General features: G+C 66.9%; 24 protein-coding genes. 12 read left to right on the top strand and 12 right to left on the bottom strand.

The annotated features are described in order from the left end of the window. Window positions 1-6: 6 nt before the first annotated feature. A complete protein-coding gene (locus IBJ06_RS00880; RefSeq protein WP_292156629.1) occupies window positions 7-630 on the top strand; it encodes a GNAT family protein in 624 nt (207 codons plus the stop codon). 35 nt (window positions 631-665) lie between these two features. Then, entirely contained in the window at window positions 666-2,294 is a 1,629-nt protein-coding gene (locus IBJ06_RS00885; protein ID WP_292157263.1) for a bifunctional diguanylate cyclase/phosphodiesterase, read from the top strand. A gap of 1 nt (window position 2,295) precedes the next feature. Here the strand turns inward: IBJ06_RS00885 and IBJ06_RS00890 are convergent, their stop codons facing one another. Next, complete coding sequence (locus tag IBJ06_RS00890; protein WP_292156630.1) at window positions 2,296-3,534, bottom strand: YihY/virulence factor BrkB family protein; 1,239 nt, start codon at window positions 3,532-3,534, stop codon at window positions 2,296-2,298. Between the two features lie 70 nt (window positions 3,535-3,604). On the opposite strand from IBJ06_RS00890, the gene prmC reads away from it, so the two are divergent. The 4 genes from prmC (at window position 3,605) to IBJ06_RS00910 (ending at window position 6,929) form a co-directional block, all read left to right on the top strand. Further along, window positions 3,605-4,498: a peptide chain release factor N(5)-glutamine methyltransferase gene (gene prmC / locus IBJ06_RS00895; RefSeq protein WP_292156631.1), complete on the top strand. Its 894-nt coding sequence runs from the start codon at window positions 3,605-3,607 to the stop codon at window positions 4,496-4,498. Between the two features lie 286 nt (window positions 4,499-4,784). Next, complete coding sequence (locus IBJ06_RS00900) at window positions 4,785-5,717, top strand: DUF4167 domain-containing protein (RefSeq protein WP_292156632.1); 933 nt, start codon at window positions 4,785-4,787, stop codon at window positions 5,715-5,717. A 68-nt stretch (window positions 5,718-5,785) separates the two neighbouring features. Then, window positions 5,786-6,457 (top strand): DUF4893 domain-containing protein, encoded by a 672-nt coding sequence (locus tag IBJ06_RS00905; RefSeq protein ID WP_292156633.1) that lies wholly within the window; start codon window positions 5,786-5,788, stop codon window positions 6,455-6,457. Window positions 6,458-6,524: 67 nt separating this feature from the next. Then, on the top strand, window positions 6,525-6,929 hold the full coding sequence (locus IBJ06_RS00910) for a hypothetical protein (RefSeq protein WP_292156634.1): 405 nt from the start codon (window positions 6,525-6,527) through the stop codon (window positions 6,927-6,929). Window positions 6,930-6,941: 12 nt separating this feature from the next. Here the strand turns inward: IBJ06_RS00910 and IBJ06_RS00915 are convergent, their stop codons facing one another. The 8 genes from IBJ06_RS00915 to IBJ06_RS00950 all read right to left on the bottom strand — a co-directional run bounded on the left by IBJ06_RS00915 (window position 6,942) and on the right by IBJ06_RS00950 (window position 14,415). Beyond that, the gene (locus tag IBJ06_RS00915) at window positions 6,942-8,231 is read right to left on the bottom strand and encodes a dicarboxylate/amino acid:cation symporter (RefSeq protein WP_292156635.1); all 1,290 of its coding nucleotides are present in this window, start codon (window positions 8,229-8,231) and stop codon (window positions 6,942-6,944) included. A gap of 136 nt (window positions 8,232-8,367) precedes the next feature. Continuing rightward, window positions 8,368-8,715, bottom strand: a complete 348-nt coding sequence (locus tag IBJ06_RS00920) for a DMT family protein (RefSeq protein ID WP_292156636.1) — start codon at window positions 8,713-8,715, stop codon at window positions 8,368-8,370. A gap of 9 nt (window positions 8,716-8,724) precedes the next feature. After that, window positions 8,725-9,540: a dihydropteroate synthase gene (gene folP / locus IBJ06_RS00925; protein ID WP_292156637.1), complete on the bottom strand. Its 816-nt coding sequence runs from the start codon at window positions 9,538-9,540 to the stop codon at window positions 8,725-8,727. Beyond that, window positions 9,537-9,839, bottom strand: coding sequence for a transcriptional regulator (locus tag IBJ06_RS00930; protein ID WP_292156638.1), 303 nt, complete (start codon window positions 9,837-9,839; stop codon window positions 9,537-9,539). Before IBJ06_RS00930 ends, folP begins: the two co-directional genes overlap by 4 nt. A 6-nt stretch (window positions 9,840-9,845) precedes the next feature. Continuing rightward, complete coding sequence (locus IBJ06_RS00935) at window positions 9,846-10,490, bottom strand: hypothetical protein (RefSeq protein WP_292156639.1); 645 nt, start codon at window positions 10,488-10,490, stop codon at window positions 9,846-9,848. Between the two features lie 60 nt (window positions 10,491-10,550). Beyond that, window positions 10,551-11,771, bottom strand: coding sequence for an acyltransferase family protein (locus IBJ06_RS00940; RefSeq protein ID WP_292156640.1), 1,221 nt, complete (start codon window positions 11,769-11,771; stop codon window positions 10,551-10,553). 106 nt (window positions 11,772-11,877) lie between these two features. Beyond that, window positions 11,878-13,344, bottom strand: coding sequence for a DEAD/DEAH box helicase (locus IBJ06_RS00945; RefSeq protein WP_292156641.1), 1,467 nt, complete (start codon window positions 13,342-13,344; stop codon window positions 11,878-11,880). Window positions 13,345-13,665: 321 nt separating this feature from the next. Further along, complete coding sequence (locus IBJ06_RS00950; protein WP_292156642.1) at window positions 13,666-14,415, bottom strand: SDR family NAD(P)-dependent oxidoreductase; 750 nt, start codon at window positions 14,413-14,415, stop codon at window positions 13,666-13,668. Between the two features lie 99 nt (window positions 14,416-14,514). Here IBJ06_RS00950 and IBJ06_RS00955 point away from each other — a divergent pair, with 99 nt between their 5' ends. The 5 genes from IBJ06_RS00955 (at window position 14,515) to IBJ06_RS00975 (ending at window position 18,649) form a co-directional block, all read left to right on the top strand. After that, window positions 14,515-14,922: a helix-turn-helix domain-containing protein gene (locus tag IBJ06_RS00955; protein WP_292156643.1), complete on the top strand. Its 408-nt coding sequence runs from the start codon at window positions 14,515-14,517 to the stop codon at window positions 14,920-14,922. 84 nt (window positions 14,923-15,006) lie between these two features. Continuing rightward, window positions 15,007-17,112, top strand: coding sequence for a malate synthase G (locus IBJ06_RS00960; protein WP_292156644.1), 2,106 nt, complete (start codon window positions 15,007-15,009; stop codon window positions 17,110-17,112). A 72-nt stretch (window positions 17,113-17,184) separates the two neighbouring features. Continuing rightward, window positions 17,185-17,529 (top strand): metalloregulator ArsR/SmtB family transcription factor, encoded by a 345-nt coding sequence (locus IBJ06_RS00965; protein ID WP_292156645.1) that lies wholly within the window; start codon window positions 17,185-17,187, stop codon window positions 17,527-17,529. Continuing rightward, window positions 17,526-17,999 (top strand): SRPBCC domain-containing protein, encoded by a 474-nt coding sequence (locus IBJ06_RS00970; protein WP_292156646.1) that lies wholly within the window; start codon window positions 17,526-17,528, stop codon window positions 17,997-17,999. The genes IBJ06_RS00965 and IBJ06_RS00970 overlap by 4 nt, the downstream gene beginning before the upstream one ends. Then, window positions 17,996-18,649 (top strand): glutathione S-transferase family protein, encoded by a 654-nt coding sequence (locus tag IBJ06_RS00975; protein ID WP_292156647.1) that lies wholly within the window; start codon window positions 17,996-17,998, stop codon window positions 18,647-18,649. Before IBJ06_RS00970 ends, IBJ06_RS00975 begins: the two co-directional genes overlap by 4 nt. Window positions 18,650-18,654: 5 nt before the next feature. On the opposite strand, the gene IBJ06_RS00980 is transcribed toward IBJ06_RS00975, so the two are convergent. Both IBJ06_RS00980 and IBJ06_RS00985 read right to left on the bottom strand, forming a co-directional pair. Next, on the bottom strand, window positions 18,655-20,043 hold the full coding sequence (locus tag IBJ06_RS00980; RefSeq protein WP_292156648.1) for an HlyD family type I secretion periplasmic adaptor subunit: 1,389 nt from the start codon (window positions 20,041-20,043) through the stop codon (window positions 18,655-18,657). Next, window positions 20,040-21,794, bottom strand: coding sequence for a type I secretion system permease/ATPase (locus IBJ06_RS00985; RefSeq protein WP_292156649.1), 1,755 nt, complete (start codon window positions 21,792-21,794; stop codon window positions 20,040-20,042). The genes IBJ06_RS00980 and IBJ06_RS00985 overlap by 4 nt, the downstream gene beginning before the upstream one ends. A gap of 228 nt (window positions 21,795-22,022) precedes the next feature. Here IBJ06_RS00985 and IBJ06_RS00990 point away from each other — a divergent pair, with 228 nt between their 5' ends. Next, a complete protein-coding gene (locus IBJ06_RS00990) occupies window positions 22,023-22,364 on the top strand; it encodes an AprI/Inh family metalloprotease inhibitor (RefSeq protein ID WP_292156650.1) in 342 nt (113 codons plus the stop codon). A 9-nt stretch (window positions 22,365-22,373) separates the two neighbouring features. On the opposite strand, the gene IBJ06_RS00995 is transcribed toward IBJ06_RS00990, so the two are convergent. After that, window positions 22,374-23,621 carry an ammonium transporter gene (locus tag IBJ06_RS00995; protein ID WP_292156651.1) on the bottom strand — a complete coding sequence of 416 codons (1,248 nt, stop codon included), beginning with the start codon at window positions 23,619-23,621 and terminating at the stop codon, window positions 22,374-22,376. Window positions 23,622-23,887: the final 266 nt, after the last annotated feature.

Below are 23,887 nucleotides of genomic sequence, written 5' to 3' on the forward strand. Positions count from 1 at the left end.
TGGCCTATGGCCATTCTGGACTGGATCGGCGAGCGCTCTGGCCCGACGCTTCAGTCGGAAGGCGTTCTGCTGCGTCCGCCCCGCCCGGCGGACTATGAGGCATGGGCCGCGCTTCGGGCCGCGTCGCGGGATCATCTGGTGCCGTTCGAGCCCACCTGGCCCGAAGACGACCTGACCCGATCCGCCTTTCGCCGCCGCCTCGCGTTGTATGGGCGCGAGATGGATCTGGGCACCGCCTGGCCGTTCTTCGTGTTCGAGGCCGGCATGGGTCAGCTGGTCGGGGCCGTGACCCTGTCTCATATCCGGCGGGGGGTTAGCGAGGCCGGAACGCTGGGCTACTGGATCGGGCAATCCCATGCCGGCAAGGGCTATTGCACGGCGGCGGTGCGCGGCATGGTCGCCTTTGCGTTCGATACGCTGAAGCTGCACAGGGTCGAGGCCGCCTGCGTCCCCTGGAATGTCGCGTCCCGGCGTGTGCTGGAGAAGGCAGGCTTTGAGGCCGAGGGAAGGGCCCGGGCTTATCTCAAAATTAACGGCGAATGGGCAGACCATCTTTTGTACGGACGTGTCGATGATCGACACGGGGGTGGTGCCGCCGAGGCGCCGGGTGAGGATCATTCAGACGCGTGAGTACACGGCCGTCAGCCCTGGCCTGGGATGCCTCGATGGCCATCGAGGCCCTTGCGGCCGCCGACTCGGCGCTATGGGTCTGGACCCCGTCCGAGGACAGCCTGCGCGTGACCGGGGCCAGTCGCCCGCTGGGGCTCGGACCTCTGGCGCCCGAGTGCTCGGGCGCGGCCTTCATCGCCGTGGCCCTGCCCCAGGATCGGGCGCTGGCCGAAGCCTTGCTGAAACCCCAGGCCGAAGGCACGGAGATTGCCGTGCGGCTACGCATGCGCGACCATCCGACCTGTCTGTGGCGGGGTGTCTGGCTGGAAGACGGTCTGCGGGCCGCAGGCGTCGTCGCGCTCGAAACCACATTCGCCGGTTCGGACCGCGACACCCTGACGGGACTTCTGGATCGGCGGTCTTTTCTGGCGCGGGTCGGCGAGACCCTGACGCGGCCCGGCGAGTATGAGTTGGTGGTCGCCGATGTGGACCGGCTGCGCCGCCTGAACGAAGCCCTGGGTCACGAGCGGGTCGACCGGGTGCTGTCCGCGCTGGGGTCCCGCCTGGGGGCGGCCTTTTCGGCTGACGATCTGCCCGCCCGGATCGGCGAGGATGAATTCGCGGTTCTGGTTCGCAAGGGGACGGGTCATGTTCCCGGTCGCCTGCGTCAGGCTCTGGAACAGCCGCTGCGCGTCGCCGGCTTCGACATCTATCCGACGGTGTCGATCGGGGCTGTGACGACAGAGGGCGGACCGGATGCGTCGGACGCCGGCGAGCTGCTGCGCCGGGTCGAACTGGCCGTGGAGCAGGCCAAGTCAGCGGGCCGGGGAGGGGCTGCCGCCTATGGCCGCGCGCTGGAAACCGACAGTCTGTCGCGGCTGGCGCTCGAATCCGACTTCCGCAATGCCTTCGTGCGCGGAGAGATCGAGCCCTTCTACCAGCCCATCGTCAATCTCAAGACCGGGGCCGTGGCGGGATTTGAGGCCCTGTGCCGCTGGCGTCATCCCAAGCGGGGTCTGGTCCCGCCGGACGAATTCCTGACCCTGACCGATGAAATGGGGCTGATGAACGAACTGGGTCTGCTGATGATGACCCAGGCCGCTCGCCAGCTGGCTGAATGGCTGAAACGTCACCCGCTGGCGGGCAAGCTGTTCTGCAGCGTCAACCTGTCGGTGGGCGAGATCGAGCGCCCCAATCTGGTCGAGGATGTGGCCCGGATCATTCAGGAGACCGGCCTGCCGCGCGGCGCGCTCAAGCTGGAAGTGACCGAGGGCGACATCATGCGCGATACCGCGAGCGCCGCCGTGGTCCTGTCGCGCCTGAAAGAGGTCGGGGCCTCGCTGGCGCTGGACGACTTTGGCACCGGCTTTTCCTCGCTCAGCTATCTGGCGCGTCTGCCGTTCGATACGCTCAAGATCGATCGCTACTTCGTGCTGACGATGGATCGCGACGAGGGCTCGGCCAAGATCGTGCGCTCGGTCGTCAATCTGGGGCGCGACCTGTCGCTGGAGGTCGTGGCCGAGGGCGTCGAAAACGCCGAGCTGGCGGCCCTTCTGCTCCAGGACCACTGTCACTACGGCCAGGGCTTCGGCTATGCCCCGGCACTGCCTGCCCAGGAAGCCGAGGTCTATCTGAACGAATCCCTGTCGGACGGGGCCGCCCCGATCCGCGCCCGCTCGGCATGATCTAGGTTTTCCGGGCGCGCTTGCGATTGCGCCGCCGCAGCAGCCGGTCTGAAATCGCTTCGGCATGCTTGAGGGTGAAGGCGAGGGCGGCCGGGCTGCCCCGCCTGGCCCCCACGCTGTCGGCGACCACCGCCCCGCGTTCGCCAAGGGGCACGGGCGGGCCGACGGTGGTGTCGATCGCCGTCTGATGCTCGATTTCGGCGTTCAGCTCGGCCCCCATCAAAATGATCTGCACCGTCAGCCAGGTCCACATCAGGAAACCCATCATGGCCGCTAGGGGGCCATAGCTGTCGGTCCGCACGAAATTCTGCAGATACCAGCTGAACACCGCCGACAGACCCAGGCTGAGCGTGGCCGCGACAACGGCACCCGGGGTCAGCCAGCGCCAGTGGGCTCGCGCGCGGCAGGGTCCATGGCGATAGATGAGCGTCAGCGCCCCGATATAGAGGGCGTACAGCACAAGCCACCGAAAGGGAGCCAGGTGCTGCAGATCGTTCATCAGCCCAAGGGGCCCGAGCAGGATCGGCACCCCGACCACGAGGGCCGCCGACAGCAGCACGGCGCTCAACCCGGCGATGGTGAAGGCCATGCACAGAAGGTTGTATTGAAACACATTTCTGCGCTCAACCTCGTGATAGGCGATGTTGAGACCATAGAACAGCGTCTTGATGCCGTTGTTGGCGACCCACAATGACAGCGCCAGTGTCCCGATCAGCGTCAGGGTCAGGCGCGGTCGGGAGTCCTCGGCCAGCCTCTGCATCTCGCCGCCGATGAACCCCGCGACATTGGCGGGCAGGACCGAGTACAGAAACTGAAGCCGGGCCCAGGCGTCCTCCGGGTTGGCGAACAGGCCGTAGACCGTCACGAGCATGGCCAGGGTGGGGAACAGGGCCAGCAGAACGAAGAAGGTCACACCGCCGGACACGAACCCGACCCGGTCGCCGAAATAACTGGCCCCGGTTCGCCACAGGATGTCGGTCCAGCCCTTGCGGGGGATCTGATAGGGGTATTGCGCGATGCGCCCCCGCCCCGGTTCGCGGATCTCGTAGTCTTCCGGCGAGGGGGGCTCCGGTGCTGCCGGCTCGGGCCGATAGCGGCGCATATCGAGGCCGACCTTGTGCCCCTTGCGGTGCAACAGATGCGCCGCACCCGCTCCGGCGGCCAAACCCCCGAACAGGGCGGCTGCCAGCCCGACCAGGGGGCCGCCGAGGCCGGACGGTTTCGACGAGGGTGACGCCATGGACGCCTAACGGCCACGCTGGCGCGCCGTTCCGCTTGAATTTTCGGGCCGTGCCCCCCAATCAACGCCCATGTCCGACACACCCACCCTGCTCACGACCTGGAAGGCGGCCCAGAGCCGATTGAAGGCGGGCCGCATCGACAGTCCATCGATCGATTCGCGCCTGTTGCTGGAGGCTGCCTGTAATGTCAGCCGCCTCGACATTCTGACGGACCCCTACCGGGTCGTGACAACGGAACAAGCCGCCGCCTATGAGGCCATGATCGAGCGCCGGCTGAAGCGCGAGCCCGTCTCGCGCATCCTCGGCCGCAAGGGATTCTGGAAGATCATGCTCAGCGTGACACCCGATGTGCTGAGCCCGCGTCCGGACACCGAGACGCTGCTGGATGTGGGCCTTGCGGCCTTTGCCCCACATCAGGCGTTCCAGATCGCGGACCTCGGGACCGGCTCGGGTGCCATACTTCTGGCCTTCCTGGCGGAGCGTGCGGGGGCGACCGGCGTCGGCACCGATATTTCCAGCGAGGCGCTGGCGGTTGCCCGCGAGAATGCCGCCAGCCTCGGACTTGAAGGTCGCGCGGCCTTCCTCCGGACGGAGTGGGCGACCGGTTTCGAGGATCACAGTTTTGATCTGGTGGTGTCCAATCCCCCCTATATTCCGACCGCCGACATCGCCGGTCTCGACCCGGAGGTGCGCGACCATGATCCGCATCTTGCGCTGGACGGGGGACCGGACGGCCTTGAGGCCTACCGTCAGCTGGTGCCCGAGATCCGCCGCGTCATGAAGCCCGGAGGGATCTTCGCCGTTGAAATCGGCTGGGACCAGGGCGAGGCGGTCAAGGCCCTGTTCGTGGAGGGCGGGTTCGAGGATGTGAAGGTCGTGCTGGATCTGGCCAATCGCAGCCGCGTGGTGACCAATGGACCCGATCCCCGGCTCCAGGCCCCGGACAAATCCTTGCTGTCCTGACGGGGATGACCTAGCGGGTTCAAAAAGACCTCTTGGAATGCGGGGCAAGGCGCGCTAAGTCTTGCCCTGTTTCCCATCCATCGCATCTCCGTGCGCCCTTACGGGCCAACTGACAGGCGAATGGCACGCGCGACGACCCGATCCCTGACAGGGCTTGGGTGGACCGCTCGGGTGACAACGGCTCCGATGACATTGATGGCGGGATTATTCCCGAACCACGGACACGAAACAGAACCCGGCCTCGACAGTCCGCTGTGTCGGCCACCCTCCCGGAACGGTAGAGTCTATGAGAGATTTCAAGGGCATGAAGCGCCAGCGCGGCCGCAACAGGAAGCCCGGTGGCAACAACACCAACAGCGCCAACCCGAACCGCTCGTGGGACTCGCAGGGGCCGGAGAACATCAAGGTCCGGGGCAATGCCCAGACGGTCTATGAGCGCTATATGCAGCTGGCGCGCGATGCCGCCTCGGCCGGCGACCGCGTCCTGGCCGAGAACTATCTGCAGCACGCAGAACACTATTTCCGCGTCCTGAGGGCGCTGCAGCCGCAAAGGCCGGTGTCGGAAATCGCCCAGAGGGAACTGTCCAACCAGGGCTTTGATATCGATTTCGAGGACGAGAGCGGCGCCCAGGCGGCGGCCTTCCTCGCGGCCCAGCAGGCACAGCAGGCCCAGCAGAACAACCAGTCCAACGGTGGCAATCCGTCGGGGCCGCAACCGCAGGGGCAGCAGGCCCAGACGAATGACCGTGATCGTGACCGTGACAGGGATCGGGAACGGGATCGCGACCGGGACCGCGACGGCGGCAACGACGGCGAGCCCCGCAGCGAGGGCGAGGGGGGTAGCCGCCGCGAAACCCGTCGTGAACGCTGGGAACGCCGCAAGGATGAGCAACGCGGTCGCAGAGCCTCTCAGGACAGCGATTCTGACGTTTCCGAATCCCGGTCCGACGCTGACCAGCAGGGTTCGGGCGACATCCCGGTGGGCCCGACCGAAGACCCTGCGGAGACTGTGGCTCGCCCTGCGCGCAAGCCGCGTCGCCCGCGCGAGGATGCCCCCGTTCGCGACGCGTCCGACGCCGATGCCCTGCCGGGCTTTCTGACCCGTCCGACGCCGCGCGCCGCCGAAGCGCCGCCAGCTCCGGATTCGGAGGAGGCCGCGCCGCGCCGCCGGGCTCCCCGCAAGAAGGCTCCGGCCGAGACCGTCGACAGCGGCGAATAACCCCTCCGGTCTTGACCTCCGCCGCTCGCCCGGGCCCACTGGACCGGTCCTGACGAGAAGGAGATGCCATGTCGTATGCCCGCCACGTCCGCACGGTTGGACTGACCGCGCTTGCGGCGCTGACCCTGTCAGCCTGTGCGTCGGCGGGAGGGGGGTATGTCCCGCCGCCCCCGCCTCCCCCGCCGGATGGCTCCGGCCCGGTCCTGCGGGACTGGCGTGGCATCATCACCTCCTATGATCGTGACCGGTACGGCCGGGTCGATGCGGCTTGGCGCCTGGCGCTGGAGCAGGCCCGACGGCAGGGGGGATCGGGCGATCTCGGCGCGCTCGGTGCCCTGCTTGATCCGGACGCGGCCGTGGGTGGCGTCATCCCGCCCGAGGGCAGTTATCGCTGCCGGACGGTCAAGCTGGGCTCGCAGGGCGGAGAAGCGGGTCTTGGCTATGTGGTCTATGGCTGGTTCGACTGTCGGATCGAGCGCACCGCCGCGGGTCTCAAATTCTCCAAGCTGACAGGCTCGCAGCGGCCGTCCGGCCTGCTGTTCCCGGAAAACGACCGCGAAATGGTGATGCTGGGCTCCATGGCCCTTGGATCAGAGCCGCCGGCCAACTCCTATGGCCAGAATTCCGACCGGGACATGGTGGCGGTGCTGGAGCGGATCGGTACACGCCGCTGGCGCCTGGTGATCCCCTGGCCCCAGTATGAATCGAACCTCGACCTGATCGAACTGGTGCCGAACTGACCGGATCCGCTTGACCCGAGGGCCGCGTCCGCCCAGCCTCGGGGCCCATCAGTCGGAGGATCAGGACATGCGCGGTACAGGTTTCAGCATCATGGTGGTGGCGGCCATCGCCCTGGTTGGCGTGGCCCTGCTGATCGGAATGCCGACCTACAACGTCTATGCCAAGACCATGGCGGGCAAGGCGGCCTATGAGGAAGCGGTCCAGAACCGGCGCATCCGAGTGCTGGAGGCCCAGGCCCTGCTGGATGCCGCCGAACTGACGGCCCAGGCCGAGGTGGCGCGCGCACGGGGCACCAATGAGGCCAATCGCATCATGGCAGAAAGCCTAGGCGGTCCCGACAACTATCTCCGCTGGGCCTATATCAACATGCTTCAGGAAACCGCGGGCAGGGGCGACCGCCAGGTCATCTACCTGCCGACCGAGGCGGGTATCCCGATCCTGGAAGCGGGTCGTCGTCCGCCCGCCAACTGACCCGGAGCTTCGTCAGGCCGGTTCGACCGGGGCCCCGACCTCGTCCTCGACAATCCGTGCCACGGCCATGTCGGCCGTGACATTGCCAACGGTGCGGAAGATGTCGGGGATCACCTCGACCGCCAGCAACAGGGGCAGGATCTCCAGCGGCACGCCCATGGCGATGCAGATCGGCGCGATCGAGACAAAGAAGCTGATCTGGCCCGGCAGGCCGACCGAGCCGATGCTGACGAGTACCGCGGTCAGGCCGGCGGCTACCAGCTGACCGGCGGTCGGCTCGATCCCGAACAGGTGGGCGCAATAGATGACGACGCCCAGATTTGCGACCGGGCTGGTGATGCGGAAGACGGCCACAGCCAGAGGCAGCACCAGCCCGGCCGTGGGGCGTGACACGCCGAGGGCATCGACCGCGCGCTCGACCATGACCGGCAGACTGGCCAGCGACGACTGGGTCGAAAAGGCGACGACCTGGGCCGGGGCGGCAGCCCGTGCAAAGCCTGCCAGGCTGACCTTTCCGAACGCCACCACAAGCGGGTAGCAAAGCAGGGTGATGCCGATGGTGGCCAGCGATACGATGGCGACATAATGGGCCAGCGTTCCGGCGGCCCCGACGCCCGCCGTCAGGCCCACGCCCAGCGCCAGGGCGAAGACGCCGATGGGAGCTGCCATCAGCACCCAGCGCACGATGACGATCATGGTCTCGGCCACGGCTTCGAAGAAGGTCACCAGCGGCAGGCGCAACCGGTCGGGCAGGCGCGTGGCGGCAAAGCCGAAGAAGACGGCAAACACCACCAGCCCCAGAATGGCGTCCTCGGCGGCCGCCCGGATCGGATTGGCCGGGGCCAAGGTCTTGAGGAACTCCCCGAACGGGGCACCCGGTCCCACGCCTTCAGGGCTGGGCGGGGCCCCGGCAATCAGGCGGGCGCCGCCCTCGGGGTCGATCGGCCAGATGGCATGCAGCCCATAGGCCGCGCCGATGGCATAGACGGTCGCCGCGGCGATGAGGATGGCAAACACCATCAGCGCCCGTCCGGCCAGCAGGCCCGCCCGGCCCGGACCGTGGGCGGCCCCGGCGATGGAGGCGATGCCCGTGACCAGCAGCGAGAAGACCAGCGGCACGATGGTCATCCTCAGGGCGTTCAGCCACAGCTGACCCAGAGAGCCGATGAAGCTGGCCGTCTCGGCCCCGCCCGGCAGACCCCGTGACTGGGCGATGGCCCCGACAATCAAACCCAGTGCCAGCGCCGCCAGCACCTGGAGGCTCAGCGAGGGAAGAAAACGACGGCCCTGGGTGAGGGTCATGGGTTCGGCCTCTCAGTCTCGCCCCCGATGAGGCCGGTCGGACGATATAGGGATACCGGCGGCATTTCGCCAAGCGCCCGCGGAACGTCACGGCTGGGTCCGACCGCCGGAAGGAGCGGCTGTCGGGAGAAGATCGCTAAAGCGGCCCCCGGAAGATGAACCATGCGCCGCCTGCGATCAGGGCAAAGCCGATGAAATGGTTCACCGTCAGCTTTTCACCCAGCCATGTCACCGAGAAGACCGCGAACACCAGCAGGGTGATGACCTCCTGAATCGTCTTGAGCTCAGCGGCTGTATAGACCTGATAGCCGATGCGGTTGGCCGGCACGGCGAACCAGTATTCGAAGAAGGCGATGCCCCAGCTCAGGATCACCATCGCCCACAGGGGCTTGGTATCGAACTTGAGGTGACCGTACCAGGCAAAGGTCATGAAGACATTCGACACCACCAGCAGCAGGATGGGGGCCAGATGCGGAACGCTCATGTCGGCGGCTCAATCGAGGGATGATTCGGCCGCGAGGGCCGCCTGAATCCTTAGCGCCTGAACCGTCTCTCGCACATCGTGGACGCGGAGAATGGATGCCCCCCGCCGCGCGGCTTCCAGTGCCAGGGCGAGCGACCCGCCCAGCCGGTCCATCGGATCGGTCGCCGAGGGATCAATGGCCTGAATCATCCGCTTGCGACTGGCGCCAAACAGAACCGGGAAACCCGTGTCGATCAGGGCATCCAGCCGCCGGATCAGCGCCAGATTGTGCGCCAGTGTCTTGCCGAAGCCGATGCCGGGATCCAGCCAGATGCGCTCGCGCGGCACACCGGCGGCCATGGCAACCTCGGCTCGGTGAACGAGCGCGTCGCGGACCTCGGTCACCACGTCGCCATAGCGGGGATCGGCCTGCATGGTGCGGGGCTCGCCCTGCATGTGCATCAGCACGACGTCGCAACCGAGGTCGGCGGCAATGGCTGGACTGTCGGGCGAGGCGCCCAGCGCGCTCACGTCATTCCACATGATCGCCCCGGCCCCGACCGCCGCGCGGGCCACGACGGGCTTGAGCGTGTCGATGCTGATGGGGCCGTCCCATCGGGCGCGAAGGCCGACGATGACCGGCAGGACCCGTTCCAGTTCCTCTGCTGCGGCAACCGGTTCGGCGCCGGGGCGGGTGCTCTCCCCGCCGACATCCAGAATAGCCGCACCCTGGTCAACCAGGTGCATCCCGTGAGCGATGGCCGCCTCAACCGTGGCCAGTCGCCCGCCATCCGAGAAGCTGTCGGGCGTGACATTGACGATGCCCATGACGCGAGGGCCGGTCATACGCCCCCGCCGATCAGGCCGCTGAGGGCCTCAAGATAGGCGGCGAACGCCCGTCGCCCGTCCTTGGTGATCGTGACTTCGGTCAGCGGCTTGTTGTCTCGAAAGCTCTTGTCGATGGACACATAGCCCGCCTCGGCCAGCTTCTTCAGGTGGACCGACAGATTGCCCTGGGTCGCCTCCAGCGCGGTCTTCAGTTCGGTAAAGTCGGCCGTCTCGACATCGGCGAGATAGACCATGATCCCCAGCCGCATGCGACCGTGGATGACCTCGTCAATCTGTCCAAGACCGGCCAGACCCATGATGATTCAGGGCTCGACCGGCGCGGTGCGGGCGTCGCGGAACAGGATCCACCCGGGCAGGGCGAACAGCAGGAAGAGGGCGACCGTGCAGACGCAGAGATAGAGCACGGGTTCGCGCACCAGCACGCCCAGCGCGACCGCCGTAACCCAGCCGCCCAGCGCCGTAGCCAGCATCCAGCGTTTGCGCTTCAGCGTCCAGGCCATGAACCAGGCGGCGGCCTGCAGAGCGAAAACGATGGCGGCATAATACAGCCAGATGGCGAAATCCTGATCCCGGTAAGCGCCAACACCGAAGACGATGATCACCGCCAGATTGGCCATGCCGGTGGCGTTGAAGGCGGCGTTCAGGGTGCGGCTGGCCATCGGGCCGCGTCTGGTCCCCCCGGTGCTGCGGTCCTTGAGGATGACCCAGGTGAGCACCGACAGAAAGCTGACGCTGATGCCGACGACAAAGGCGAGGTTGGCGAGGTCTGGCCACCGGATCAGGCCGGTCGCCTGCCCGAGGTGAAACAGGCATTGCAGGCCATACAGCAGGCCCCCCGCCAGATAGCATATGGCCAGGGTCATCGGGGGGCGTCCGCCGCGTTCGATGATCGAACGCATGAAGGCGAGATCGTCCTCGGCGGAACGCAGTCGGGGCTTGGCGGGCATGGTCAGTCTCCGGAGCCGGCTCGTCCGTGGGTGGACGAGCCGGGGGGGCTTGGCAAGATGTTATTCGGCGAGTGCCGGGGCCGGTCGGGCCTGACGCTTCCAGGGGATGCGCCGCCCGTTCAGCCAGCCCCCGAGGAAGCTGTGACGCACCAGCAGTTCATAGGTGACCAGACAGATGGCCAGGACGCCCAGTGAAACGGCACCCAGCTTGATCCACCAGGCGATCGACCAGTCCTGGACCCAGACCTGGGCCAGCATCACCAGCGGCAGGTGAACGACGTAGACCCAGTAGGACGAGTCCGACAGGTAGCGGCGCACGCTCCCGGGTGCGGACAGAAACTTCAGGCAGAGGCCCATGGCCGCCAGTGCCGATGCATGGATCGCGATGGCGATGATGATGGCAGTGACGGCCTTTTCGACGGTCGGTTCCGCCATCGGGGTCAGGTTCGGGCCACCCGCCATCATATAGCCGGCGGTGCCACTCCCGACCGCGAGGAGCAGGAAGGCCGGTGACCAGCCGGCGATCCGCGCCAGCAGGTCGCGGCGGCGGTCCAGCAGGAAACCGAGCCCAAAGGTCGTGCCGAAGCCGACAAGGGCGGAGGGGTTGGGTACAAGGCCCTCATCGGGCGTGGGTACGGCGAAGAAGGCAATCCAGTCAGGATCGCTCCAGAAGGCGAAGGCCAGCGGCAGCGCGAGGAGCAAGGGAGTCCAGGGACCAATCAGGGCTCCGGTCAAGCGATCCGTCACCCGCGCCCAGCCGCCATTGCGGTCCAGCAGGGCAGGGGGTGCACGCAGGATGAGCACGGCGGCGTAAAAGATCAGCAAGACCCACAGGAACCACAGATGGGTGAGGGGAAAGTTGGTCCAGTCATATGTAGGCGGCGGTGGGGGCTCGGTACCGGGCGTGATCAGCCCGCTGGCATGGGCATTCCAGACCAGGGCGACGATGATCCCGGCCATGACCGGCACCCAGAAGACGACCAAGGGGCTTCCGATGCGGATGAGGCGGTCCTTCACAAACCCGAGCCATCCCTGGCGGCCGAGCAGCATGTGGGCGAACAGGCCGGCGATCAGGAAGAAGGCCGTCATGCGGAACAGGTGAATGGCAAAGAAGAGCCAGGCGGCCCCGATCGACGTGCTCACATCGTGCACAATCCAGGTCTGCGCCGGAAAGAAGGACAGGCTGGCGTGCAGCACAATGCCGAGCAGCAGCGCGAACCCGCGCAGGGCGTCCAGCCCATGCAGGCGCTGGTCGGCGGGGTGGGACGGGGTCAGGGACATGGGTCAGCCTCCAGTGAAAGTGGCTGAATCGCACAGACAAGTTTAAAATGCAAACAAGTTCATTCAAACGATACCCCCTCCGTTGGCGAAGGGGGTATGTCGAGGATCAGTTGGCTGCGGTAACGGGTTTGCGGCCCGGACGACGGCGGCGCTTCAGCTTCGCCACCGGAGGCGGCGAGCCTGCGCCACCCTGTTCGGTGGCCATGGGGTTGTACGACGATCGCTCGGGGCGGGGAGCGCGCTGGCCTTCGCCCTTGGGCCCGCCGCTGCGGCGGGAGTTGCCGCGCGGGCCGCCCCGGTTACGGCGGCCTTCACCCTCACCGTCCCGGGCCGGGCGACCCTCACGCTCGGGCAGGGTCGGCTTTTTGGCGACCCCGGCCGCGCTGATCGCGGCGTCGAGCGCGCCCAGTGCCTTGTCGTTGCGGCGGTCGATCGCCGGGATCTTCTGGCGGGTGACCTTTTCGATGTCCTTCAGCAGCTTCATCTCGTCACCGGCGACAAAGCTGATGGCGGTGCCGTCGGCGCCCGCGCGGGCCGTCCGGCCGATGCGGTGCACATAGGCTTCGGGCACATAGGGCAGCTCAAAGTTGACGACGTGCGAGACGCCGTCCACGTCGATACCGCGCGCGGCGATGTCGGTAGCCACCAGCACCCTCAGCTTGCCCTTCTTGAAGGCTTCGAGCGTGCGTTCGCGCTGGGGCTGGCTCTTGTTGCCATGGATGGCGCCGGCTTCGACACCGCCCGCTTCGAGATAGGCGGCCACCTTGTCCGCCCCGTGCTTGGTTTTGGTGAAGACCAGGCAGCGGGTATAGCCGGGGTCACTGAACATCTCGGTCAGCAGGGCGCGCTTGCGACCCTGTTCGATCCAGACGACCGATTGTTTGATGCGCTGCACGGTGGTGGCCTGCGGCGTCACCTGGACCCGCTTGGGATCCTTGAGCAGTTCAGCCGCCAGCTTGCCGATCTCCGACGGCATGGTCGCCGAGAAGAACAGGTTCTGGCGCTTGGCCGGAATGCGGCTGACGATCTGGCGGATCGGCTTGATGAAGCCGAGGTCCAGCATCTGGTCGGCCTCGTCCAGCACGAAGATTTCCGTTGCGCTCAGGTCGAGATTCTTCTGCTGGATATGGTCCAGCAGGCGGCCGGGCGCGGCCACCAGAATGTCCAGGCCCTGGCTGAGCGCGCGTTCCTGGCCCCCGTATTTCACGCCGCCGAAAATCACAGCAACGCGGAAGCCCAGATGCTTGCCATAGGTCTTGAAGCTCTCGGCGATCTGGGACGCCAGTTCGCGCGTCGGCGACAGCACCAGACAGCGGGTCGTGCGGGGCAGGGGGGCGACGCGGTTGGCCGCCAGCCGGTGCAGGATCGGCAGCGCGAAGGCCGCCGTCTTGCCGGTGCCCGTCTGGGCGATGCCCAGCAGGTCACGGCCGGTCATCACGTCAGGGATGGACTGGGCCTGGATCGGCGTGGGGGTGGTGTAGTTTTCAGAGGCCAGGGCCTGCAGCAGGGCGGGGTTCAACCCCATTTCGGCGAAGGTCTTCGGCAGGGTCTGGTTTTGAGTTGTTGCGTTCATGACGCGTGTATCTTTCGCATGCGGCGGGGGCTTCAGGCTTGCCACGCTCCGATAAAGGCCCAGGCCTTCCGGATCGCGCGACCACAGGGAAGCGCACCGCCAGTCCGGGCCGCGAGATTGCGAAACCGGGTGGAACGGGCGCTACCCCGCGTGTCCGGGCAGCGAATGAATCTTGAGGGCCGGCCGCTGCTACAGTCAGGTCTTCCAGTCTTCAGAAGACCCACACGCGCTGGAGCGCACCGGGGATCGCGATTGTGCGATGCAGCGCAAGTGGGCCTCCATTGCGGCCAAGTCAAGGCCGACCCTCGCTCTTTCCTGCGATCAGCCGCCGTTCAGGCGGGCGTAAACCGCCTCATAGCCGTCCCGTTCGGCAAAGCGCAGCGGTTTGACACGCTCCACCAGAATCTCACCGGCCGGGGTATTGCCCGAGCGGATCAGGTCCATGACTTCGGCGATATAGGCATCGAGCGGCATGGACGCGGGGTTCTCGGCATGGCCCGGCATCAGATCGGTAGCGACACCGGGCGGGGTCAGCTCCAGCACTTCGATGGCGGTATCCCTGAGCTGGCTGCGCAGGGCCTGGGTCCAGGAGTGTATGGCCGCCTTGGTGGCCGAATAGATCGGAGTCGCCGCCAGCGGCACAAAGGCCAGTCCCGACGACACGGTCATGATACTGGCCCGCGGCTGGCGCTTCAGGTGGCCGATCAGGCCGGCGGTCAGCCGGATCGGGCCGAGTAAATTGGTGTCGAGGGTGCGGTTGACGCGGTCGAGGTCCCAGGCGCCGGCGGTCAGGTCCTCGACCTCCATGATGCCGGCGTTGTGGATGATGGCATTGAGGGGCGGGTGGTCGCGGGTGACCTGCGCGGCAAAGGCGGCGATGGCGTCGGCATCGGTCATGTCCAGCACCGCCCAGTCCATGCCCGGGTTGGCCTCCGCGACCGAGCGCAGGGCGTGCTCGCGGCGTCCGGTGATGATGACCTTCGCCCCGTCGCGGTGCATGGCCTCGGCGAGGGCCCGGCCGATGCCGGCGCTGCCGCCGGTGATGAGAATGGTGTCGTTGGCGATATCCATGGGGGTCTCCTTTTCGCGACCTCCAAACTGGGCAATCCACGCACCTGTGGTAAGAAAGCACCGATAAGATTTGTACTTACCCGACGGAGAGTGATTGCCATGACGGCACCTGCGCCCGCCCGCATTAAGGACCCTGTCACCGACCTGCCCGCCGATCCGCGCGTCGAGGCCTTGGTCAAGGAGGTGATCGGCCGCGTGGCGGACAAGTGGACCCTGCTGATCCTCGAGGTCCTGGAAGAGCACGGTCCGACCCGTTTCACTCAGGTGGGGCGGCACGTCGGGGATATCAGCCAGAAGATGCTGACCCAGACCCTGCGCCAAATGGAACGCGACGGTCTGGTGACGCGCACGGTCCACCCGGTCATTCCGCCGCGTGTGGACTATGCCCTGACGGATCTGGGCCGGACGCTGGCCGAGGCCTTCTGCGGTGTCTGGGGCTGGGCCGAGGCCAATCTGGAGAACATCGAGGCGGCCCGCGCCGCATTCGACGCCAGAGCCCAGCGCTGATCCGCTGCGCCGCAAAATGTGCCTCGACTTACGCGGGGTCATCACGGAATGTTACAGGCGCCTGAGAACGTCGGAGACCTGCCCATGCCCGTCCGTGCCGATCTGACCATCGCGCCTGTCCTTGCGGCCTTCCTTGAGGACGAGGTCTTGCCGGGGCTGGGCATGGAGGGGGCCGGATTCTGGCAGGGCGTACGCGTCATTCTGAACTGGGCCGTCCCGGAGAACCGACACCTGCTGGCGATTCGCGATGACCTTCAGCGCCGCATCGACGCCTGGCATGTTGAACACAGGGGCCAGCCGTATGATGTGGCCGCCCAGCGTGACTTCCTGAGCAATATCGGCTGGCTGGTCGAGGCACCGGACCCCTTCACCATCGGCACCCACAATGTCGATGCCGAGATCGCCACCCGCGCCGGGCCGCAACTGGTGGTGCCGGTCCTGAACGCCCGCTTTGTGCTGAATGCCGCCAACGCCCGCTGGGGCAGTCTCTATGATGCCCTCTATGGTACGGACGCGCTCGGCGACCTGCCCCCACCGGGCGGCTATGACGGGGATCGGGGCGCCCGTGTCGTCGCACGGGCCAAGGCGTTTCTGGACGAGGCCCTGCCGCTGGTCGAAGGCTCTTGGTCCGACCTCAGCCACCCGCATCAGGGCATCGCCCTTCGGGACCCCCGCCAGTATGTGGGCCAGACCGCGCGCGGCCGCCTGTTCCGCCATAACGGCCTGCATATCGAGGTGGTGTTCGACCCGGACCACCCGATCGGACGCACCGACCCGGCGGGCATCGCCGATGTCGTGCTGGAATCGGCCCTGACCACCATCGTCGATCTGGAGGATTCGGTTGCCTGTGTGGATGCGGAGGACAAGGTTGCGGCCTACCGCAACTGGCTGGGCCTGATGAAGGGCGATCTGGCCGAGACCTTCGACAAGGGAGGCCGGTCGCAGACCCGCCGGCTCAATCCGGATATCAGCTATGTTACGCCCGATGGCACCGAGGGCGCCCTGCCGGGCCGGTCACTGCTGTTCGTGCGGAACGTCGGCCATCTGATGACGACGCCCGCTGTCCTGATGCCCGATGGATCGGAAGCGCCTGAGGGCATCCTGGATGCCATCCTCACCAGCCTGATCGGGCTCTACGATCTGCGCGGGCTGGGGGCGCATCGGAACAGCCGCGAGGGGTCCATCTACATCGTCAAACCGAAGATGCACGGTCCGGACGAATGCGCCTTCACCAACCGCCTGTTCGACGCGGTCGAGGACCTGCTGGGTCTGGAGCGCCATACGATCAAGGTCGGGGTGATGGACGAGGAACGCCGCACCTCCGCAAACCTGGCCGCATGCATCCACGCGGTGAAGGACCGGATCGTCTTCATCAACACGGGCTTCCTGGATCGCACCGGCGACGAGATTCACACCCTGATGCAAGCCGGGCCGGTGGTCCGCAAGGGCGAGATCAAGGCCAGCACCTGGATCGCCGCCTATGAACAGCGCAATGTCACCATCGGCCTGCAATGCGGCCTGTCAGGCCGGGCCCAGATCGGCAAGGGGATGTGGGCCGCGCCCGACCGCATGGCGCAGATGCTGGAGGAAAAGGCCGCCCATCCGAAGACCGGTGCCAACACCGCCTGGGTGCCGTCGCCGACGGCCGCGACCCTGCATGCGCTGCACTATCACCAGACCGACGTCTTCGCCGTCCGCGCGGCCTTGGGGGACGCTATCCCCCGTCCTATCGAGGACCTGCTGACCCCGCCGCTGGCCGAGGGCCGCAACTGGAGCGCCGAAGAGATTGAGCAGGAACTGGACAATAACGCCCAGGGCATCCTCGGCTACGTCGTCCGCTGGATCGATCAGGGGGTGGGGTGTTCGAAGGTGCCCGATATCCACGACATCGGCCTGATGGAGGATCGCGCGACGCTCAGGATCAGCAGCCAGCATATGGCCAACTGGCTGCTGCACGGCGTCTGCAATGCGGAGCAGGTGGACGCCGCCCTGCGCCGCATGGCGGCAAAGGTCGATGCCCAGAATGCGGGCGATCCCCTCTACCGCCCCATGGCACCGGCCTTCGACGACAGCCTCGCCTTTGCCGCAGCCCGCGCCCTGGTGTTCGAGGGCACCACCCAGCCCAACGGCTATACCGAGCCGCTGCTTCACCGCTTCCGCCAGCGGGCGAAGGCGGCGGCGGGGGCCTGACCGAAGACCCGCCGCAACCCTGTCAGAACCGTACGCTTGACAGCCGCCGGGCGCGGCACAATACTTAAGTCAATGCTACAGCATCAGGCGCAACCTCTTGACCTGGCGTTCCAGGCCCTGTCCGATCCCGGTCGGCGGGCCATGGTCGAACGCCTTGCGCGCGGTCCCGCCTCGGTCAGCGAGCTGGCCGCACCTCTGCCCATGACCCTGTCCGCTGTGGTCCAGCACCTGAAGGTTCTTCAGGACGCCGGCCTCGTGAAAAGCGAAAAGGTCGGGCGCGTGCGCACCTGCACGCTCGAGGTCGAAGCCATGACCCGCGTCGAGGCCTGGATCGCCGAGCACAAACGTTTCTGGGAACAGCGCTACGACCAGCTGGACGCCTATCTCGCCCAAACGTCTTCAGGGGAAAACCCATGAGCCTGACCCATGCGACCTTCACCATCGAGCGCGTTCTGAATGCCCCGCCCGAACGTGTATTTGCCGCCTATGCGACGCTGGAGGCCAAGATGGCCTGGTTCAAGGCCCCGGCGGAGATCGAGACCTTGCACCGCGATTTCGAATTCCGGGTCGGCGGATGCGAGCGGTTTCATGCCCGCTGGCCCAGCGGCCTGACCAGTGACTTTCAGGCCGTCTATCACGACATCGTCCCGAACGAGCGGATCATCCTCGTCTACGACCTGTTCCACAACGCGGACAAGCTCTCGGTCTCCCTCCAGACAATCGAGCTCCGGGCGGAGGGAGCTGGGACCCGCCTGCTGCACACGGAGCAGGGCGCCTATTTCTCGGGCGGCATCGAAGCGGCACAGGGCCGTGAGCACGGTACGGCCTGGCACGTCGATAACCTCGTCGCCGTGATCGAGGGGCGCGAGCCGAGGGCCTTCTCGTGAGCCTCGAACTCTTTGCGCACCCGTTCTCGTCCTACTGCCAGAAGGCGCTGATCGCCTTCTATGAGAACGATACCCCCTTCACACTGCGGATGGTTGAAGATCCGAAGGTGACCGAAGAGCTGGCCGCGCTCTGGCCGATGAAGCGCTTTCCGATCCTGCGGGACGGCGGTCGTGTCGTGCTCGAAACCTCGATCATCATCGAATACCTCCAGATCCACCATCCGGGTCCGGTAAAACTGATCCCTGACGACCTCGACCTCGCGCTCGAGGTGCGGATGCTGGACCGGGTCTTCGACAACTACGTCATGACGCCCCAGGGCAAATTCACCTTCAATGCCCTTCGCCCGGCAGAGGATCGCGATCCTTACGGCGTCGAGGAGGCGCGGAGGATGCTGGAGACCAGCTACGCCTGGCTGGACGCGCGTATGGCGGCCCGGACATGGGCGGTCGGGGACAGCTTCAGCCTGGCCGACTGTGCCGCCGCTCCGTCCCTATTCTACGCTGACTGGACCCACCCAATTCCTGACAGCCTGCGGCATCTCAAGGCTTACCGGGCGCGCCTGCTTGCCCGACCCTCCTTCGCACGCGCGCTCGAGGAAGCCCGCCCGTACCGACACTACTTCCCGCTCGGTGCCCCCGATCGGGATTAGGAAGTCTACAGCTCACTCCCCGTGCGCCACAGGCCGCGCGCGAGAGGTTCGATCATATACTGCAGCAGGGTCCGGCGGCGCAGGACGATGACCACCTCGACCGGTGAGCCCGAACGGATCGAGTCGGCACCCCGGCCCAGCTTGGCCAGCTCCTCAGGCGGGACGACGATCTCGGCGCGGAAATAGCGGGCGTTCGAGCCTTCCTCGGTGAAGCTGTCGGCCGAAAGCCGTTCGACCCGGCCACGCAGAACGGGCGGGTTCGACGTCCTCAGGCCCGGAAACTTCACCTCGGTCAGCAGGCCGACGCGCAGATTGTCGATGTCGTTCGGATTGATCCGGGCGACGATCACCTGCGAGGCATTGGATGGCACGATCTCCATCAGCGTCTGGCCGCCCTGGATGACGCCGCCGGGCGTGAAGATAGTCAGGCCGACGACCTGGCCCGATACCGGGGCCCGGACGCGGTTGCGCTCGATCTGGGCCCGTACTTCGGTCAGGCGGGGCTGGAGCTCGTTCAGTTGCACCTCGACCGCGCGCAGCTGTTCGGTGACGTCCTCGTCCATGTCGGTGCCGACGCCCGACATCTGCAGCCGGGCCTCGCCCATCGCCTCATTGGCGCGGGCGATCTCGGCACGCAGCGAACCGGCCTCGCCGTCCAGTGCCGCCGCCTGACGCTCCAGGGCCCTCACCCGGCTGATGGGGGCATAGCCCTGCTCGGCCAGACGGCGGACATCGGCCAGTTCGTCCTCGATCAATCGCTTCTGCTCGGCGTTGGCGGCCAGCTGGCGCTCATAGCCCGAGACCTGCTGCTGCAGCTGGCTGATGCGCTGGCCCAGAACGCCCCGCTCGGTCGAGCGCCCGGTCCGGCGGGCGATGAACTGTTGCCGCTGCAGGGCCATGGCCTCATCGGCCAGGGCCCGGTCTGCCTCCGCCATTTCGGCAAATTCGGGGGGCGGGGTGATCGCGCCCCGACCGTCCCGCTCGGCCTCCAGGCGGGCGCGCTGTGCCAGCAGGGCCACGACCTGTCCGGTCAGCCCCCGCTCGGTCGCGGCCAGTTCGCCCCCGGCGACCTCGATCAGGATCTGTCCGGCCTCGACCGTGTCGCCCTCGGCTACGTGCAGGGCGCTGACGACACCGCCGTCGCGATGCTGGACGGCCTGACGATTGCCCGAGACCGAGACCTGGCCACTGGCATAGGCACCCGCATCCAGCGGCGCGAATGCTGCCCAGCCGAGGAACAGCACGAAGAACAGGGCTATGATGGCACCGCCCACCAGCATCTCGCTGCGCGGAGAATCGTCCGGGCCCTCCGGCCCGGCGGCGACAGGCACCTCCGCGGGCGGGGCCGGTGCCGGGGCGGTGCGGCCCAGATCAGGGAAGTCCAGCTCGCTCATGCCGACTGGGCTCCGGGCGGCGGCACGACGGTGGGTTTCGCCCGTCCGGGGTTCAGCCGCATTATGACCTCGTCGCGCGGTCCCTCGATCTGGATCGCACCCTCGCGCAGCATCACCAGCCGGTCAGCCACGCCCAGCACTCCGGCCCTGTGGGCCACCATCAGCACCGAAGCTCCGCGCGCCGTCGCCCCCTTGATGGCCTGGGTCAGGGCCGCTTCGCCCTCCTGATCCAGATTGGCGTTCGGCTCGTCCAGCACCAGCAGAACCGGATCACGGTAGAGCGCCCGGGCCAGGGCGACGCGTTGCGACTGGCCCACCGACAGGCCCGCCCCGTTGTGGCCCAGGACGGTGTCATAGCCGTGCGGCAGGCGCAGGATCATCTCGTGGACGCCCGCTGCCTTGGCCGCGGCCACCGCCTCGCGGTCGATCTGTTCGGAGCCTATGCCGAGGGCGGAGCGGAACCGCGAAATATTGTCCTTCACCGACCCTGCGAACAGGCCCGGGACCTGGGGCAGATAGCCGATGTACTCGGCCAGGGTGTCCCCTTCGCGCGCCTCATAGTCGGCCCCGTCCAGTCGCACCGATCCCGAGGTCGGCGGAATGGCTCCGGCGACCACCCGGGCCAGGGTCGTCTTGCCGGATCCGCTGGGTCCGATCACGCCCAGCACCTGTCCCGGCTCAAGCGCCAGGGTAATGCCGCGCAGTTGCGGCGCTTCGCTGCCCGGCAGGCGGACGGTGACCTGCTCGAGCTCCAGCCGTCCCTCGGGTGTCGGCAAGGCGGTCGTGACCCGATCGACCCGTGCGGTCGAGGCAAACAGGTCGATCAGCGCCTTCCAGGATGCCTTGGCCTGCACCAGGGTGGGCCAGGCGCCGACCATCTGTTCGATGGGCTGTACCGCCCGCGTCAGGAGGACCGACGCCGCGATGATGGACCCGGCCGAAATATGCCCCTGGACCGTCAGCAATGCCGCCAGCCCCAGGGAGGCCGACTGCAGCATCAGCCGCAGGAATTTGATGATGCCGGTATAGCGTCCACCGGTGAACTGGGCCTCGACCTGCCGCGCGGTGGCGACCTGCCGCTGCTGCACCTGAAAGGCAATGCCGGCCTGCCGCATGCCGAGGGCGCGCACCACTTCCGACTGCCCGGCCATGCTCTCCTGGGCGGCATAGGCGACCTGGGAATCCTTCATCGCCTGGTTCAGGCGTGGGCGGCTGTCGCGCTCGTTCAACACCGCCAGGATCAGCAGGATGATGGACCCGACCAGCGTCAGCGCGCCCAGGGCCGGGTGCAACAGAAAGCAGCAGCCGATGTAGATCGGCGTCCAGGGTGCGTCGAACAGCGACAGCACCCCCTGACCCGACACGGCCGTGCGCACATGGTCGAACTCGCGCAGCACCTGGCTGCCGGGCGACTGAACCTGCAGGTCGACGACGCGTCCCAGCAGGCGCCCGACCAGCAGCCGGTCCAGCCTCAGGCCCGCCCGTACCAGCAGCCGCGTCCGCAGCCAGTCCAGCAGCGCCAGGGTGGCAAGGGCAAAGACGGCGATGGTACTGACCAGCAACAGGGTCTGCAGGCCCCCAGTCGGCACCACCCGATCATAGACCTGCAGCATGTAGATGGTCGGCGTCAGATACAGCAGGTTCACCAGCGCACTGAAGATCGCCGCCCAGACCAGGTGAGGGCGACAGGCCTTGACCGCATCAGCCAGCGGCTCGGTCCCGGGTTTGCGGGGGATCAGGTCGTTGAACACGCGAAACTCAAGGGTTCGGCCGACGTTCGACCGGTGAAGGCCTTAGTCTAGCCACTGAACGGTGACCGAGATAGGGCTCAGGGGGCGTATTGACGTCCCAAGACCGGAGAGCCTGAAGCGATGCACGGAATTCGACCGGGACTTTGCGGGCTGATCGCCCTTACACTGGCGGCCGGTGCCTGCACGGCCGCCGATACCGACGCAGCGGCCCCTTCAGGAAACACAGCCATGTCCAACGTCCCCTCCTCTGCCGCTCAGGACCCCGGCCCGCTGGGTCCGGACACCGTCAACGGGTTCTGGGCGCTCCAGGCCTCGGACCGTCCCGATCAGACGGGCTGTCGCATTGCCCTGCAGAAGATCGGACAGGACGGCGTGTACGGCGTCTATCTGGAAGGATGCGAAGGCACGATTCTGGCTCGTGCCACGGGATGGCGTGTCATGGATGACGCCGTTGCCCTGCTGGACGCCGGCGGCGAGCCGATCCTGCGCTTCCGCCGCGCCGGACCGGACCTTCTGGAAGCCAACACGGGGGGCGTCACCTATCGTCTTGAGCCCGCCGCCATGATGTGACGGTCGGGGCTAGTGCAGCCCCTCGCCGTGCTGGGTGACGTCCAGCCCCTCGATCTCCTGCTCGCGCGTGACTTTCAGACCCGTGGTGAACTTGCAGATCATCAGCACGACTGCGGTACCAATCGCGCTCCAGGCGATCACGGCCAGCAGACCCAGCGCCTGGTTGAGGATCGAAGCGCCCTCCGCCGCCGGATTGATCGCCGCGCTGGCGAGGACGCCGGTCAGCAGGGCGCCGACGATTCCGCCCATGCCGTGCACGCCGAATGCATCCAGGCTGTCGTCGTATTTCAGGGCGCGCTTCAACCAGACCGCGCCGAAATAGCAGGCCGGTCCCGAGATGGCGCCGATCAGGAAGGCGCCCTTCGGATCGACCAGGCCCGCCGCCGGTGTCACGCCCACCAGACCTCCGACGATGCCGGACAGCAGACCCAGAAGGGTGGGCTTTTTGTGGTCGATCCACTCCACAGCCATCCAGCCCAGCGCCGCAGCCGCCGCCGCCAGAATGGTATTCAGCGCGGCCACGGCGGCGATGCCGTCCGCCGCCCAGGCCGATCCGGCGTTGAAACCCAGCCAGCCTACGAACAGCAGCCCGGTCCCGATCGCCGTCAGCGACAGATTGTGCGGCGCCATATTGTCCCGCCCAAACCCGTGGCGAGGTCCCAGCACCAGGGCGCAGACCAGACCGGCCACGCCCGCATTGACGTGCACCACGGCCCCCCCGGCGAAATCCAGCACGCCCATGTTGCCCAGATAGCCGCCGCCCCAGACCTGGTGACAGATCGGGGCGTAGACGATCAGGTGCCACAGGCCGAAGAACAGCAGGGACGCCGAAAACTTCATCCGCTCTGCAAAGGCCCCGGCGATCAGTGCTGGCGTGATGATGGCGAAAGTCAGCTGGTAGGCGACCCAAAGGAACTCGGGCAGGGCGGGGGACACGCTGTGGGCCGTCGCGATCCCGACGCCATTCAGAAAGGCGGCGTCCAGCCCGCCGACCAGCCCATTGATCGCGTCTGGCCCTTGTCCGAACGACAGGCTGTATCCCGCGACGAACCACAGCACCGTCACGATCGCCAGCGCCGCCGTCGACTGGGCCACCGTCGCCAGCAGGTTCTTGCGACGCACCATCCCGCCATAGAACAGCGCCAGCCCCGGCAGGGTCATCAGCAGGACCAGGGCTGTCGAGGTCAGGATCCAGCCGGTGGCGGCGGAGTCGATCTGAAGGGCGGCCTGGTGGGCCAGAAGCGGGGAGGGGGTCATGGCAGGATCCGGGAGCTCAGGGAGGAGGCATAGAGGCCGTTTCGACTGAACCCGACCCCCGGAACCGGATAGGAGCCTATTGCGGCGCAATAGGCAATTTCTTTCGTGTGCGGTGCAATATACGAGTGATCGTGCGTTTCGAGAGCGAGTACCTGCGCCACACGCATATTCCAACCTGCATCCTTCGCGACCGCGCAAGCGACTGCGAAACCTTACGGATTCGCAATGTTGCCGCCCTTTGCGAGGCGGCGGTCACGGTTTAGGAC

The sequence above is a fragment of the Brevundimonas sp. genome, from assembly GCF_016742135.1.
In the GTDB taxonomy this organism is placed as follows: domain Bacteria; phylum Pseudomonadota; class Alphaproteobacteria; order Caulobacterales; family Caulobacteraceae; genus Brevundimonas.

Excerpts from the sequence above, each read along its gene's own strand:
- IBJ06_RS00965 (WP_292156645.1), top strand. The coding sequence starts at position 17,185 with ATGCTACAGCATCAGGCGCAACCTCTTGACCTGGCGTTCCAGGCCCTG.
- IBJ06_RS00930 (WP_292156638.1), bottom strand. The coding sequence starts at position 9,839 with ATGGGTCTGGCCGGTCTTGGACAGATTGACGAGGTCATCCACGGTCGC.
- IBJ06_RS00990 (WP_292156650.1), top strand. The coding sequence starts at position 22,023 with ATGTCCAACGTCCCCTCCTCTGCCGCTCAGGACCCCGGCCCGCTGGGT.
- IBJ06_RS00885 (WP_292157263.1), top strand. The coding sequence starts at position 666 with ATGGCCATCGAGGCCCTTGCGGCCGCCGACTCGGCGCTATGGGTCTGG.
- IBJ06_RS00980 (WP_292156648.1), bottom strand. The coding sequence starts at position 20,043 with ATGAGCGAGCTGGACTTCCCTGATCTGGGCCGCACCGCCCCGGCACCG.
- IBJ06_RS00910 (WP_292156634.1), top strand. The coding sequence starts at position 6,525 with ATGCGCGGTACAGGTTTCAGCATCATGGTGGTGGCGGCCATCGCCCTG.
- IBJ06_RS00955 (WP_292156643.1), top strand. The coding sequence starts at position 14,515 with ATGACGGCACCTGCGCCCGCCCGCATTAAGGACCCTGTCACCGACCTG.
- IBJ06_RS00995 (WP_292156651.1), bottom strand. The coding sequence starts at position 23,621 with ATGACCCCCTCCCCGCTTCTGGCCCACCAGGCCGCCCTTCAGATCGAC.
- IBJ06_RS00960 (WP_292156644.1), top strand. The coding sequence starts at position 15,007 with ATGCCCGTCCGTGCCGATCTGACCATCGCGCCTGTCCTTGCGGCCTTC.
- folP (WP_292156637.1), bottom strand. The coding sequence starts at position 9,540 with ATGACCGGCCCTCGCGTCATGGGCATCGTCAATGTCACGCCCGACAGC.
- IBJ06_RS00950 (WP_292156642.1), bottom strand. The coding sequence starts at position 14,415 with ATGGATATCGCCAACGACACCATTCTCATCACCGGCGGCAGCGCCGGC.
- IBJ06_RS00935 (WP_292156639.1), bottom strand. The coding sequence starts at position 10,490 with ATGCCCGCCAAGCCCCGACTGCGTTCCGCCGAGGACGATCTCGCCTTC.
- IBJ06_RS00915 (WP_292156635.1), bottom strand. The coding sequence starts at position 8,231 with ATGACCCTCACCCAGGGCCGTCGTTTTCTTCCCTCGCTGAGCCTCCAG.
- IBJ06_RS00970 (WP_292156646.1), top strand. The coding sequence starts at position 17,526 with ATGAGCCTGACCCATGCGACCTTCACCATCGAGCGCGTTCTGAATGCC.
- IBJ06_RS00945 (WP_292156641.1), bottom strand. The coding sequence starts at position 13,344 with ATGAACGCAACAACTCAAAACCAGACCCTGCCGAAGACCTTCGCCGAA.
- prmC (WP_292156631.1), top strand. The coding sequence starts at position 3,605 with ATGTCCGACACACCCACCCTGCTCACGACCTGGAAGGCGGCCCAGAGC.
- IBJ06_RS00920 (WP_292156636.1), bottom strand. The coding sequence starts at position 8,715 with ATGAGCGTTCCGCATCTGGCCCCCATCCTGCTGCTGGTGGTGTCGAAT.
- IBJ06_RS00905 (WP_292156633.1), top strand. The coding sequence starts at position 5,786 with ATGTCGTATGCCCGCCACGTCCGCACGGTTGGACTGACCGCGCTTGCG.
- IBJ06_RS00900 (WP_292156632.1), top strand. The coding sequence starts at position 4,785 with ATGAGAGATTTCAAGGGCATGAAGCGCCAGCGCGGCCGCAACAGGAAG.
- IBJ06_RS00880 (WP_292156629.1), top strand. The coding sequence starts at position 7 with ATGGCCATTCTGGACTGGATCGGCGAGCGCTCTGGCCCGACGCTTCAG.
- IBJ06_RS00940 (WP_292156640.1), bottom strand. The coding sequence starts at position 11,771 with ATGTCCCTGACCCCGTCCCACCCCGCCGACCAGCGCCTGCATGGGCTG.
- IBJ06_RS00890 (WP_292156630.1), bottom strand. The coding sequence starts at position 3,534 with ATGGCGTCACCCTCGTCGAAACCGTCCGGCCTCGGCGGCCCCCTGGTC.